Origin of the sequence: Goodfellowiella coeruleoviolacea, from assembly GCF_024171785.1 — a bacterium.
Taxonomy (GTDB): domain Bacteria; phylum Actinomycetota; class Actinomycetes; order Mycobacteriales; family Pseudonocardiaceae; genus Goodfellowiella; species Goodfellowiella coeruleoviolacea.
Genome location: NZ_JAMTCK010000013.1, coordinates 85,900 through 99,299, shown reverse-complemented (window position 1 = coordinate 99,299; position 13,400 = coordinate 85,900). Strand labels below are relative to the sequence as shown.

The following is a 13,400-nucleotide window of genomic DNA, read 5'->3' as shown; positions in this document are numbered from 1 at the left end:
TTGTTCGGGCAGACCAGGTCACTGGCGCGGGGAGCGGTCGCGCTTTGTGTCGGCGCGGTCACTCTCGGCTGGTGGTCGCGCATGGCGCGGCTGGCCGCCGGACGCCGGCTCGCGCGCCACGGCGGCGGCCCGGCACCCCGCACCACCTTCGGCGTGACCCGGGACACCGGATCGGGTGGCTCATCGAATTCTCAGCTGTTTCTTGGCCACACCACAGCCGCGCGGCAGAACCTCGGCCGCCGGTGCGCGTCCTTACTGGTGATCAACTGAGGGCGCGCGGGCGGACCGGCTGGCCGAGGGGCCGGGCGCGGGTCGCGGTGAGCGCGCCGGTCAGGGGAAGTCGGGGAAGGGGAACGTGATGCCACAGGAGTTTTCCACGCTGCGGGTCGGCTCGTGCTGGGCCAGCGCCACCCGGGTGGTCTCCCGCAAGGTCAACGCCGACGCCGTGGCGAGCTACCGCGATCCGGCCAGTCAGGTCGAGGCGTTCGCGGTGGCCGACGGGATCGGCGACACGGCTCAGGCGGCCAGAGCGGCGCGCGCCGCGGTGGACACGGCCGTGCGCAGCGCCGTGGTGTCCGGGCCGCTCGCGGCGGTGCTGGCCGCGCAGCGCGGCCTGCCCGCGGACGCCGGCGACTGCGTGCTGGTGGTGGCCACGCCCTTCGCCGACCGCACCAGCCGGGGCTACCGGCTGGCGTGGGTCGGGGACTGCCGGGCCTACCGGTGGGACGGCGGCCGGCTGACCAGGCTCACCAGCGACCAGACCATGGCCCAGTACCTGCGCGACCACGGTGAGGTGCCGGCGCCGCGCTGGGAGCACGTGGTCACCAACTCGGTGCGCACCACCGACGTGGCCCAGATCGGCTGGAACCAGGTGCGGTTGCCGCACGGGCTGCTGCTCACCACCGACGGCGTGCACAAGGTGCTGACCGACCAGCGGATGGCGGCGCTGCTGTCCCGGTCCGGCACGGTCGAGCAGCGCGTCACCCGGCTGGTGGCCGCCGCCGCGGCCGAGGGCGCGGACAACGCCTCGGCCATGCTGGTGGAGGAGGCGATCTGCTGGCCGCCCACGGCCGTGGACCGGGACCGGGAGTCACCCGGACCCGCGGTCGGCGGCCCCAGCGACCTGGTGCTGCTGGCCGCCGCCTGACCGCCGCGGCCGCGGTGACCAGGCGTTGTATCCCGCCTGTACCCGCGGTCTTGTACACCGCTTGTACCCGCGCTGACCATCCTGTCCGCACACCCCGCGAGGGGACTGGGGACAGGAGGACACAACCATGCGGCTGCGGCCGAAGCGGATGAGACAGGTCCTGGTGACGTTCCTGGCGACGGCGGCGGTCACGCTGGTCGGCGCCAACCAGGCGTGGGCGGCGGCGACCGGCACCGTGCGCACGGACTCCGGTGTCGCGGTGACCGTCCGCGCCACGCCGAGCACCAGCGCGACCGCGGTGGGCAGCGCCCCGAACGGCACCGTCGTCAGCATCGAGTGCCAGGCGATCGGGGAGACGGTCACCGGGAAGTACGGCACCAGCGACCTGTGGGACTACGTGCCGGCGCTGGGCGGCTACATCACCGACACCTACGTCTACACCGGGGCGGACGGCCGGGTGGCGCCGGACTGCACCGGTGACGGCGGCGGCGACACCCCGACGGCCTGCTCGACCACCGGTCTGGGCAACCCGAGGACCTGCGCGCAGGCCGTGGCCTGGGCCAAGGAGCACGTGCACACCAACTACAACGGCGACTACTACCGCTGGTGCGACCGGATCAACGCCTGGGCGTACGGCTGGAGCGCCAGCGGCTCGGAGACCGCCTACAAGCACTGGACGCAAATCCCGTCCAGCTACAAGTACCCGGGCAGCTACGAGGTGCCCGCCGGTGGGCTGGCGTTCTTCAGCAACGGCGGGTCCGGCCACACCATGATCTCCATCGGTGGCGGCAAGTTCCTGTCCAACGACATCCACGGCAACGGCACCTACACCGAGACGACGATCGCCGAGATCAAGTCCCAGTGGGGCGCGACCTACCTGGGCTGGGCGCAGCCCTGGTTCAAGATCAACCACTGAGCACGCCACCCGTTCGGGCCCCGTCCGGTGTCGCACCGGGCGGGGCCCGACGTCGTTGCCGACAATCGGACGCACGCGAACTGCTGCTCCTGGTAGAGAGCGTCACCTAATTGCCTCAGGAAATTCACTCCAAAGTGGTCAACTGCGTGGCAGTCTTCCCCCGATCGTGAACCGTTAGCTACGCTCCGTCGCTGCTGTGCGGGTGGCGTGGCCCTGAGGAGAGGACCTGCCCGTGCGTCTCACCCGCGCCGCCTGGTGGACACCGGTGGCCCTGCTGTTCGCCGCGGTCACCGCGGTGGTGCTGGTCCAGGCGCCGACCAGCGCGCTCGCCGCCAGCCCGCTCACCGTCGCCCAGGCCATCAGCCAGCAGACCGGCGCCTCGGCCACGGTGCGCGGCTACGTGGTCGGCCAACCCACCGCCACCACCACCGTGGTCACCTCGAACTTCCCCACCGACTACGCGCTCGCGCTGGCCGACTCGCCGGGTGAGACCAACACCGCGCGCATGCTCTACGTGCAGATCACCTCGTCGTTCCGCAGCGCGTACGGGCTGCGGAGCAACCCCGGCAACCTGGGCCGTCAACTGGACGTCACCGGCAAGCTCGGCGCCTACTTCGCGCACGCCGGCCTCACCTCGCCGACGGCGTTCGCCCTGGTCAGCGGGGGCACCCAGCCGCCGACCACGACACCGCCGACGACGACACCACCCACCACTACACCACCCACGACGACACCGCCCACCACGCCCGGTGACTACGACGGCACCTACTACCGCACCGCCGTCGGCAGGACCGGCACCGCGCTGAAGACCGAGCTGCACCGGATCATCAGCACCAACACCAAACTGTCCTACAGCCAGGTGTGGGACGCGCTCAAGGACACCGACGAGGACCCGAACAACCCGGCCAACGTGATCCTGCTCTACAGCGGACGCTCGCAGAGCAAGTCCAGCAACGGCGGCGGCGTCAACGACTGGAACCGCGAACACGTCTGGGCCAAGTCGCACGGTGACTTCGGCACCGCCACCGGCCCCGGCACCGACGTGCACCACCTGCGGCCCGAGGACGTGTCGGTCAACGCCGAGCGCGGCAACAAGGACTTCGACGAGGGCGGCTCCGCGGTGAGCGAGGCACCGGGCAACTACACCGACGCCGACTCCTGGGAACCGCGCGACGCGGTCAAGGGTGACATCGCCCGGATGATCTTCTACATGGCCGTGCGCTACGAGGGTGACGACGGCTTCCCCGACCTGGAGGTCAACAACAGCGTCAACAACGGCAGCAACCCCTACCTCGGTCGGCTGTCCGTGCTGCTGGCCTGGAACGCCGAGGACCCGCCGGACGCCTTCGAGCAGCGGCGCAACCAGGTGATCTACGACGACTACCAGCACAACCGCAACCCGTTCATCGACCACCCCGAATGGGTCAACGCGATCTGGAACTGACGCCGGCCGGCGGGCAGCGGCACGACCGCGCGCCCGGCGCCCACCGGGGTGAGAATGACCGGGTGGCCCGCTGGGTACTGCACGTCGACCTCGACCAGTTCATCGCCGCGGTCGAGCTGCTGCGCCGCCCGGAACTGCGGGACCGGCCGGTCGTGGTCGGCGGCGACGGCGACCCGACCAAGCGGGGCGTGGTCGCCACCGCCTCGTACCCGGCCCGCGAGTTCGGGGTGCACTCCGGCCTGCCCCTGCGCACGGCCGCGCGCCGCTGCCCGGACGCGGTGTTCCTGCCGGTCGACCGGCCCGCCTACGAGGCCGCCTCGGCCGAGGTGATGGCCGTGCTGCGGGAGTTCGACGCGGTCGTCGAGGTGCTCGGCTGGGACGAGGCGTTCCTGGGCGTGACCACCGCCGACCCGGAGGCGCTGGCCCACCGGATCCGCCGCCGGGTGCGTGCCGTGACCGACCTGGACTGCAGCGTGGGCATCGGCCAGAACAAGGTGCAGGCCAAACTGGCCACCGGCTTCGGCAAGCCCGCCGGCGTGTTCCGGCTGACCGACCAGAACTGGTTCGCGGTGCTCGGCGACAAACCCACCAGCGCGCTGTGGGGGATCGGCGCCAGGACCGCCAAGCGCCTCGCCGAGGCGGGCATCACCACCGTGTGCGAGCTGGCCGCCGCCGACCCGGCGCGGCTGGCCGAGCGGTTCGGGCCGGCCACCGGGCCGTGGCTGGTGCGCGTGGCCCGCGGCCAGGACAGCACCCCGGTGCTGGCCACGCCGGCCAGGGCGCGCTCGCGCAGCCGGGAGACCACCTACCAGCGCGACCTCGACGACTGGGAGCTGATCCGGCAGGAGGTCGGGCAGCTGGCCCGCCGGGTCGCCGTGGACGTGCGCGCCGAGCACCTGCCCGCGGTCCGGGTGGTGGTGAAGGTGCGCTACGCGCCGTTCACCACGCGCACCCACGGCCAGGCCCTGACCGCCCCCAGCGCCGAGGCGAGCGTGATCGAGCAGGCCGCCCTGGCCGCGCTGGACCGGTTCACCGAGCACCGCCCGGTGCGGCTGCTCGGCGTGCGCGCCGACTTCGCCCGCGCCGCATGATCCAGTGTGGACGCTCGGCCGTCGTGGTCCACTGTGGACCGATCAGCCGGGTTGCCCGGCGAACTCCAGCGGCGTGAGGATGGCCTGCGCGTCCTCACCCGCGAACCACAGGCCGATCACGAACGCCGCCGTCGCCTCCAGCAGGCCGGCCCGGTCCAGACCGCCACCGTTGACCGGGTGGCACCCCAGGTCGCGAACCAGTGCCGCCACCGTCTCGACCGCGTCGGCGTCGTCCCCGCACAGCGGCACGGACAGCGGCCGGCCGCCGAACACCGGCGGGGTCATCCGCCACACGTCCACGTGGCACAGGTTGAACCCCTTGACCACGCGCGCGCCCGCCGCCTGCTCGGCAATGCCCGCCGCCACCGACCGCCCGGGGGTGGCCAGGGTGAACCCCGGCGGCACCACCGGGTTCGTGCAGTCCACCACGACCCGGCCGCGCAGCGCTGCGCTGTCCGCGCGCAGCACCTCGGCCAGCACCGAGGGCACCGCGTCGTGCGGCACGGCGACCAGCACGACCTCGCCGAACGCCGCGGCCTGGGCCAGCGTGCCGGCGGACGCGCCGATCCGCCCGGCCAGCGCCGCGGCCCGCCCGGTGTCGCGCCCGCCGACCACCACCTCGTGGCCGTGCCGCACCCACTGGCCGCCGAGCGCGTCCGCCATGCCACCACTGCCGAGAATGCCGATTCGCATCGTGTTTTCCTTGCTGTGCCTGGGAATGATTTGATGACCGCGTGAACGATGCTAGGCAGCGCGGTGGTTACCAAACGGTTCCCGACCGGGAGCCGCTCGCCGACTGCCGCACCCGGCTCGCCCTGGACCTGCTGGCCAACACCTGGAACGGCGTGGTGCTGTGGGCACTGCGCCCCGGCCCGACCCGCCACGGCGAACTCCGCGCGCGCATCGGCGGCATCAGCGCGAAGGTGCTGACCGAAACCCTGCGCCGGCTGGAGTACAACGGCCTGCTGGCCCACCGGGCCGGCCACTACGAGCTGACCCCACTCGGCCGCGGCCTGCTCGCCCCACTCGAACTGCTCGGCCAGTGGGCACACGACCACGGCGACGAGGTCATGGCCGCCCAGGAACAAGCCGACCTACTGGCCGCAGCAGCTCCCCCCGACACCCACTCTTGAGACCCGGCCCCACGAGCAGGTTGTGTGCCCCTGCCCCGGTTTCGGTGTACGGGTTTGTGTCCAGCCAGTGCTGGTTCAGCGAACTGCAGGTTCGGCGCCCCGGATTGTAGGTCGCGGCGAGTAGGTGCCAACTCAGCCCGGTCGCGACCTGCAATGCGGGTTTTCTAGCCGAACATGCGGTTCGCGTTACAGACGAGGTGCGCGGCGATCGGTCAACGGACGGCGTTCCCGCTCTGGGCCACAGGCGCAATCGCCCCGTGCGTGATCGCGAAACTTCGGCCGATCAACCCGGGGGCGCAGCGAAGCTCACCCGAACTGGTGTTGACCGCGCTGACAGATCCGGCGAACACTGATCAGCCCTCACATCCGGGATCTCAGCACGTCCACTTCACAGCCCGGCGCGGTCGGGTCGAAGCCGTGCTCGGCCAGCCAGCGAACGCCCAGCAGGCTTCGCAACGACCACCACGCGCGGATCACGTCGAGGTCGACGTCGGTGCCATAGCCGGCGACGACGTCGCCGAGGTGCTCCTCGTGTCCGAGCGTCAGGGTGGCGAGGTCGTACAGGGCATCACCCTGGCTCGCCTCAGACCAGTCGATGATGCCCGTGATCTCGTCGCCGTCGACGAACACGTGAGCGATCTGCAGGTCGCCGTGCGTGAACACCGGAGTCCACGGCCTGAGCGCGGCCTCGGCTACCTGGCGGTTGCGGGTGACCAGGTCGGCGGGCAGGACGCCGTTCGCCACGAGCCACTCGCACTCACCGTCGAGTTCCGCGACCAATTCGTCAAGGCGCCGGCCGGGCCACGGCGGCAACGGCGCGTCGTGCAGCTTCCGGATGGCGGCACCCGCGGCGGCCCACGCCGCTGGGGACGCGGTCGACGGCTCGCCGAGGCGGCCGAGCACCGTCCCCGGGACCGCGGCGATCGCGAGCACGGACGGCTTGCGCCACAGGACCTTCGGGGTCGGTACCGGCGCCAGGGCCATCGCCTCGACCTCGACGTCGATGCGCGCCTGATCCGCATCCACCTTCAGGAACACGTCGCCGACGCGCAGGGTCGCGCGCTCCGAATGGGCGACGACGACTTTGACCTCATCCACGGGCGAGAAGTATCCCGGGGATGACCGTTGACGTCGCCGGGTTTATCGCGGGCGAACGGTCTGCCGGAGTGAGGGCTGATCAGTGCTCGCCGGATCTGTCAGCGCGGCCAACACCAGTTCGGGTGAGCTTCGCTGCGCCCCCAGGTTGATCGGCCGAAGTTTCGGGGCCAGCCACGGGGCGATTGCGCCTGTGGCCCAGAGCCAGATCGCCGTGCGCTGATTGATCGCCGCGCACCTCATCCTTAACGCGAACCGACATGTTCGGCTAGAAAACCCGCATTGCAGGTCGCGACCGGGCTGAGCTGGCACCTACTCGCCGCGACCTACAATCCGGGGCGCCGAACCTGCAGTTCGCTGAACCAGCTGGGGTTGGACACACCCCGGTACGGCGATTCCGGGGCAGGGGCCCCAAACCCGCCACGTGCGAACAGGGCAGGCGCGCGCCGAACCTGCAGTTCGCTGAACCAGTTCGGGTTGGACACACCCCGGTACGGCGAACCCGGGGCAGGGGCCCCAACCCCAGCACGCGCGAACAGGGCAGGCGCGCTCACCCCGTTCTGGTTGGACACAAACCCCTACACCGGAACCAGGGCAGGCGCGCCGAATCCGTACGTGTCAGCGGGCCTGGATGCCTACCAGGCAGGTGTCGTCGTCGGTGTCGGCGTCGCTGTGGGTGAGCAGGTGGTCCAGGCGCTGGTCCAGGCCGGCGGTGGTGCGTTCGGCCATCGACATCAGCTGGTGCAGGGAGTCCTCCAGGGAGCGGTCGCGGCGTTCGATCAGGCCGTCGGTGTACATCAGCAGCAGGTCGTCCGGTTCCAGGCGCAGCCGGCCCTCCTCGTAGCTGGCCTCGGGTACCGCGCCCAGCAGCAGGCCCTTCACCAGCGGCAGGCTGGTGGCCCGTTGGCCGCGGACCAGGATGGGCGGCAGGTGGCCGGCGCGGGCCCAGCGCAGCACGCGGGTCCTCGGGTTGTACAGGGCGCAGATCCCGGTGGCGATGACCCGTTCGGTGAGGTGGTTGGCGACGAGGTTGAGCCAGGTCAGCAGCTGGGCCGGGCCGGCGCCGGTGGCGGCGAGGCCGCGCAGCGCGTTGCGCAGCACCACCATGTCGGTGGCCGCGTCGATGCCGTGTCCGGCGATGTCGCCCACGGACAGCAGGATCTCCCGCGAGGGCAGCACCATCACGTCGTACCAGTCGCCGCCGACCAGGTGCTCGGTCTCGGCCGGGCGGTAGCGCACGGCGATGCGCAGCCCGTCCACCTCCATCGGCCCCTGGCTGGGCGGCATGATCGCGCGCTGCAGCTGCAGGGCCAGGCGGTTGCGTTCGGCGGCCTGCTGCTCGGTCTGGGCGAGCTGGTCGCGGGTGGCGGCCAGGGCCACCTCGGTCCAGTGCTGGGCGGAGATGTCCTGGTAGGCGCCGCGCACCGCGACCAGTCGGCCGTCGTCGGCCAGCACGGGTTCGGCGATGACCCGGATGTAGCGGGCCACGCCGTCCGGACGCTGTAACCGGAAGGCCGCCGAGGTGGGGCGGCGGTGGTGCAGCAGCGCGCGCAGGAACCGGCCGATGGTGTCGGCGTCGTCCGGGTGGGCGTGCGCGGGCAGCCGGGTCAGCGGGATCGGCGCCTCGGTGGCGGCCAGGCCGTAGAGGGTGAACAGCTGGCTGTTCCAGGTGATCTGGCCGGTGACCAGGTTCTCCTCGAACCCACCTATCCGGCCCAGCCGCTGGGCGTGCTGCAGCAGGTTCGCCACGCGCGCGGCCTCGTCCTGCACCCGCCAGATCAGCAGCACGTTCTCGCCGTGCCGGGTGATGCTCACGCCGGCCGCCGCGGTCAGCGGCACCTGGTCGACCAGGGCGGTGAGCGCCATCCGCTCGGTGCGGAAGCTTTCCCCGGTGGCGTGCACGTGCTCGATCTTGGCCAGCAGGCCGCTGTCGCCGCCCGCCATCGGGTACGCCTCCAGCAGCAGCGCGCCGGTGACCGCGCCGCGCGGCCGGCCGGCCGGGTCGACGAAGTGGATGTTGGTGTGGTGGATGCGGAAGTCCACCAGCCGGCCGTGGACGTCCAGGTGGGGCCGCAGCACCAGGGCCGAGTCGAGCAGGCCGTCGGCGAGGTCGACCAGCTCGGACAGGGTGGGGTCCACGCCCGGCTGGGCGGTGGGCGGCAGGCCGGACGCGGCACTGGGCCGGGTGGTCTCCAGGGTGTGCGCGCACAGCTCGGCCAGCGCCTCGACCTGGCGCTGGACCGCGGGCGGCTGCGGGTCCAGCGGCTGTGGCCAGGCGATCTCCAGCACGCCGAGCACCCGGCCGCCGGTGCCGGCCGGCACCACCACCCGGCCACCCTCCGGGATCTCCCGCTGGCCGATCGAGGGCAGCCCGGACACGGCCAGGGAGGTGAACCACTGGGCGCCGCGCTCGATCAGCGCCCGCCGCGCCGGGGTGGCCACACCGGGCGGGACGTGGTGCCACCGCGCGCCGTCCTCCGGGGTGAACCCGGCGAAGCCGGCCAGGGTCAGCGAACCGTCCGCGCCGGCCGCCCACACGGCGACGCCGACCGCGCCGAGCGGGGCGAGCGCGTGCTCCAGCAGGGACTCGGCCACGGACTGCGTGTCGCTGGCGGCCAGCGCGCTGCTCTCGGCGGTGCGCAGCCGCACCGCCACGGCGCGGTCCGCGGTGTCGCGGCCGGGGCCACCCACCTCCGCGCCGCCCATCGCCGCCTGCTCCAGGAAGTCGCGCGCGGCCTCGCTGAGCCGGTCCCTGGACGCCTGGTTGATGATCTCCGCGGCCAGTTCCAGCTGCGGCACGCCGGCCCGCTCGGCCAGCACGGTGAGCTGGCGGGCCGCCTCGGCCGGGCCGCAGTGCAGCCGCTCCACCAGCACCCCCTTGGCCATCTCGACCAGGGCGCGCCCGTCCGCGGCGGCGTGCGCCTCCCGCACCTCCTGGCGCAGCCGGGCCACGGTCGCGGCCAGCCGGCCGAGGCTGTGCTCCGGCCCCGCCTCCGCGCGGGCGGCGGTCAGGCCGGTCTCCAGACTGCTCTCCAGGTCGGCGAGGTCCCGCTCGGCCGGTGCCGGCGCGGTCGCGGTCGGGTCGGTGGCCTCCGGATCGGGCACCTGGCTCAGCTGACCGTCCACAACAGACACTATCGGCCTGCCCCTGGGTGGCGGGCGGCCACGGCCGGGCCGTGGCCGCGCGGTGGTGTCGCTGGCCGCTGTTGGCCCGCGGCCCCGCCGTGGCGTGTGGTCGTGTGCACTCCGCAGCTCCTTCGCCCGTCACCTGTGGTGCGCCAGCCTGAGACCTCCCGGCCTGGAATCCCCCAGCCCGGAATCCCTAGGTGACTACCCAGCCCGGGGACCACCCAACCGCCGGTGTCGCCCGCGACCCTCACGTGCCCTCCGTTCCCAGCCAGTGCTGGATGCGGCGGACGAGGTCGTGCGCGTCGACCGGCTTGGTGACGTAGTCGTTGGCGCCGGAGGCCAGGCTCTTCTCCCCGTCGCCCGGCATCGCCTTGGCGGTCACCGTGATGATCGGCAGCTTGGCGTAGTTCGGCATCGCCCGGATCGCCGCGGTCGCGGTGTAGCCGTCCATCTCCGGCATCATCACGTCCATCAGCACCAGGTCGATCTCGGGGTGGCTGACCAGCGCGTCAATGCCCTCCCGGCCGTTCTCGGCGTGCAGCACCTGCACCCCGTGCAGCTCCAGCATGCTGGTCAGCGCGAAGACGTTGCGCGCGTCGTCGTCGACGATCAGCACGGTGCGCCCGGCCAGTTGGTCGTCCACCTCCTGGCCGCCCTGGTCCCTGGTGTCCTGCGCGCGCACCAGCGGCAGCACGTCGCCCGGCTGCTCCGCGGTCAGGTGCAGGGCGATCCGCTCGCGCAGCTCGTCCAGGCTGGAGATGAGTTCCAGCGGCTGGCTCTGGGCGCGCGACTGCAGGCTGCGCTCCCACTCCGGGGCCAGCCGCCGGTTGTTGTGCGCCAGCACCGGGATGCCGCTCAGCGCGGAGTCACCGTCCAACGCCTCCAGGAACCGCAGCGCGGCCCCGTCGGCCATGTCCAGTTGCAGCACCACGCAGTGGCAGGGCTGGGCCGCGAGCGCGGCCGCCGCCTCCTCGGCGCTGACCGCGGTGACCGCCTCCACCCCCCGGGAGCTGCCCAGGTCGCGGCTGTCGCCGAGGTCGGCGACGGCGCTCTCGGCGACCAGCGACAGCAGGCCGCGGGGCCGTTCCTCGATCACCAGCAGCCGGCGCGGCTGGGGCGTCAGCGCCTTGGCCGCGGCCAGCCCGGCCGTGCCGTTGCCGGACGTGCTGATCTCGGCCGCGGCGGCCTCGGCCGGGGGCAGGCCGGTGGCCAGCTCCTCGAAGCCGGGCCGGGCCACCGGCAGGTACAGCGTGAACACGCTGCCCTTGCCCACGCTGCTGGACACGGTGATCTCGCCGCCGAGCAGGTAGGCGATCTCCCGGCTGATCGACAGCCCCAGCCCGGTGCCGCCGTACTTGCGGCTGGTGGTGCCGTCGGCCTGCTGGAACGCGCCGAAGATGCTCTCCAGCTGGTCCTCGTCGATGCCGATGCCGGTGTCGATCACCCGCAGCGCGATGGCCGCGCCGTGCCGGCGCACCGAGGTGGGCAGCTCTGTCGGACCGGCCGGCTCGATGCGCAGCTCCACGCTGCCCGTCTCGGTGAACTTCACCGCGTTGGACAGCAGGTTGCGCAGGATCTGGCGCAGCCGGGAGTCGTCGGTGAACAGGTCGACCGGCAGGCCGGGCAGGGTGGTGATGCGGAACCCGAGGCTCTTCTGCGTGGTCACCGGCCGGAAGGTGGCCTCGACGTAGTCCAGCAGCTGGCGCAGCGGCACCCGCTCGGGGTTGATGTCCATCTTGCCCGCCTCGACCTTGGACAGGTCGAGGATGTCGTTGATCAGCTGCAACAGGTCCGAGCCGGCCGAGTGGATGATGCTGGCGTACTCGACCTGCTTGGGGGTGAGGTTGCGGCTGGGGTTCTGCGCCAGCAGCTGCGCCAGGATGAGCAGGCTGTTCAGCGGGGTGCGCAGCTCGTGGCTCATGTTGGCCAGGAACTCCGACTTGTACTTGGAGGTCAGCGCCAGCTGCTGGGCCCTGGTCTCCAACTCCTGGCGGGCCTGCTCGATCTCCAGGTTCTTGGTCTCGATGTCGTGGTTCTGCCTGGCCAGCAGCGCGGCCTTCTCCTCGAGTTCGGCGTTGGAGCGCTGCAACTCCTCCTGGCGGACCTGCAGCTCCTCGGAGCGGGCCTGCAGTTCGGCGGTCAGCCGCTGCGACTCGCCCAGCAGCTGGTCGGTGCGGGCGTTGGTGACGATGGTGTTGATGTTCACGCCGATCGTCACCATCACCTGGGTGAGGAAGTCCCGCTGGACGGGCGTGAACCGGTGCACCGAGGCCAGCTCGATCACCCCGAGCACCTGCTCCTCGACCACGATCGGCAGCACCACCAGGCTGACCGGGGAGGTCTGGCCGAGCCCGGAGGTCACGCTCACGTACCCGGCGGGCACGTCGTCCACCTCGATCGCGCGCCGGCTGCGGGCCACCTGGCCGACCAGGGACTCACCCAGCCGGAACCGGGTGGGCCGGGTGCCGGCGGCGGTGCTGTCCGGGTAGCCGTAGGAGCCGATCAGCCGCAGCTCGGTGCCGTCGACGCCGTCCTCGCTCAGGTAGAACGCGCCGTACTGGGCGGAGACCAGCGGGGCCAGCTCGTCCATCACCAGGCCGGCGACCTCCACCAGGTCGCGCCGACCCTGCATCAGGTCGGAGATGACCGCCAGGTTGGACTTCAGCCAGTCCTGCTCCTCGTTGGCCCTGGTGGTCTCGCGCAGCGACGCCACCATGAAGTTGATGTTGTCCTTCAGCTCGGCGACCTCGCCGGAGGCCTCCACCGTGATCGAGCGGGTCAGGTCGCCCTCGGCCACCGCACTGGCCACCTTGGCGATGGCGCGGACCTGCCTGGTCAGGTTGCCGGCCAGCTCGTTGACGTTCTCGGTCAGCCGCTTCCAGGTCCCGGACACGCCCTCGACCTCGGCCTGCCCGCCGAGCCGGCCCTCGCTGCCCACCTCCCTGGCCACTCTGGTGACCTCCGCGGCGAACGCGGACAGCGTGTCCACCATGGTGTTGATGGTGGTCTTCAGTTCGAGGATCTCGCCGCGCGCGTCCACGTCGATCTTGCGGGTGAGATCGCCCTGGGCGACCGCGGTGGTCACCTGCGCGATGTTGCGGACCTGGTTGGTGAGGTTGTTCGCCATCGAGTTGACGTTGTCGGTCAGGTCCTTCCAGGTGCCGGCCACGTTGGGCACCTGGGCCTGGCCACCGAGGATGCCCTCGGTGCCGACCTCTCTGGCCACTCTGGTCACCTCGTCGGCGAACGCCGACAGGGTGTCCACCATGGTGTTGATCACGCTGGCCAGCGCGGCGACCTCGCCCTTGGCCTCGACGGTGATCCGCTGCGACAGGTCGCCCCTGGCGACCGCGGTGGCCACCTGCGCGATCGAGCGCACCTGACCGGTCAGGTTGGAGGCCATCACGTTGACGTTGTCGGTCAGGTCCTTCCACGTGCCCGACAC

General features: G+C 72.0%; 10 protein-coding genes and 1 pseudogene. 7 read left to right on the top strand and 4 right to left on the bottom strand.

The genetic code is table 11. The features are described from left to right. Nucleotides 1-81: 81 nt before the first annotated feature. From LX83_RS25990 to LX83_RS25965, 6 genes and pseudogenes are all read left to right on the top strand, one after another. On the top strand, nt 82-270 hold the full coding sequence (locus LX83_RS25990) for a hypothetical protein (RefSeq protein WP_253775940.1): 189 nt from the start codon (nt 82-84) through the stop codon (nt 268-270). An 88-nt stretch (nt 271-358) separates the two neighbouring features. Beyond that, on the top strand, nt 359-1,147 hold the full coding sequence (locus LX83_RS25985) for a PP2C family protein-serine/threonine phosphatase (protein WP_253775939.1): 789 nt from the start codon (nt 359-361) through the stop codon (nt 1,145-1,147). A gap of 148 nt (nt 1,148-1,295) precedes the next feature. Then, nucleotides 1,296-2,063 (top strand): hypothetical protein, encoded by a 768-nt coding sequence (locus tag LX83_RS25980; protein ID WP_407649674.1) that lies wholly within the window; start codon nt 1,296-1,298, stop codon nt 2,061-2,063. A gap of 232 nt (nt 2,064-2,295) precedes the next feature. Next, nucleotides 2,296-2,706 (top strand): annotated as a pseudogene (locus tag LX83_RS38050) (DUF6359 domain-containing protein); the annotation flags it as partial. A gap of 9 nt (nt 2,707-2,715) precedes the next feature. After that, nucleotides 2,716-3,507 carry an endonuclease I family protein gene (locus tag LX83_RS25970; RefSeq protein ID WP_407649673.1) on the top strand — a complete coding sequence of 264 codons (792 nt, stop codon included), beginning with the start codon at nt 2,716-2,718 and terminating at the stop codon, nt 3,505-3,507. Nucleotides 3,508-3,569: 62 nt separating this feature from the next. Next, nucleotides 3,570-4,598 carry a DNA polymerase IV gene (locus LX83_RS25965; RefSeq protein WP_253775935.1) on the top strand — a complete coding sequence of 343 codons (1,029 nt, stop codon included), beginning with the start codon at nt 3,570-3,572 and terminating at the stop codon, nt 4,596-4,598. Nucleotides 4,599-4,640: 42 nt separating this feature from the next. Here the strand turns inward: LX83_RS25965 and LX83_RS25960 are convergent, their stop codons facing one another. After that, nucleotides 4,641-5,291, bottom strand: coding sequence for an NADPH-dependent F420 reductase (locus LX83_RS25960; RefSeq protein WP_253775933.1), 651 nt, complete (start codon nt 5,289-5,291; stop codon nt 4,641-4,643). A gap of 41 nt (nt 5,292-5,332) precedes the next feature. Here LX83_RS25960 and LX83_RS25955 point away from each other — a divergent pair, with 41 nt between their 5' ends. After that, entirely contained in the window at nt 5,333-5,731 is a 399-nt protein-coding gene (locus LX83_RS25955; protein WP_253775931.1) for a winged helix-turn-helix transcriptional regulator, read from the top strand. 360 nt (nt 5,732-6,091) lie between these two features. Here the strand turns inward: LX83_RS25955 and LX83_RS25950 are convergent, their stop codons facing one another. The 3 genes from LX83_RS25950 to LX83_RS25940 all read right to left on the bottom strand — a co-directional run. Beyond that, on the bottom strand, nt 6,092-6,829 hold the full coding sequence (locus tag LX83_RS25950) for a phosphotransferase family protein (RefSeq protein WP_253775929.1): 738 nt from the start codon (nt 6,827-6,829) through the stop codon (nt 6,092-6,094). 615 nt (nt 6,830-7,444) lie between these two features. Beyond that, the gene (locus tag LX83_RS25945; RefSeq protein WP_253775927.1) at nt 7,445-9,952 is read right to left on the bottom strand and encodes a SpoIIE family protein phosphatase; all 2,508 of its coding nucleotides are present in this window, start codon (nt 9,950-9,952) and stop codon (nt 7,445-7,447) included. 250 nt (nt 9,953-10,202) lie between these two features. Beyond that, nucleotides 10,203-13,400 (bottom strand): HAMP domain-containing protein (locus LX83_RS25940; RefSeq protein WP_253775925.1); only part of this gene is annotated, 3,198 nt, incomplete at its 5' end.

What these genes read in the sequence shown, in the direction of transcription:
- LX83_RS25990 (WP_253775940.1), top strand. Translation starts at nt 82, where the DNA reads ATGGCGCGGCTGGCCGCCGGACGCCGGCTCGCGCGCCACGGCGGCGGC.
- LX83_RS25985 (WP_253775939.1), top strand. Translation starts at nt 359, where the DNA reads ATGCCACAGGAGTTTTCCACGCTGCGGGTCGGCTCGTGCTGGGCCAGC.
- LX83_RS25980 (WP_407649674.1), top strand. Translation starts at nt 1,296, where the DNA reads ATGAGACAGGTCCTGGTGACGTTCCTGGCGACGGCGGCGGTCACGCTG.
- LX83_RS25960 (WP_253775933.1), bottom strand. Translation starts at nt 5,291, where the DNA reads ATGCGAATCGGCATTCTCGGCAGTGGTGGCATGGCGGACGCGCTCGGC.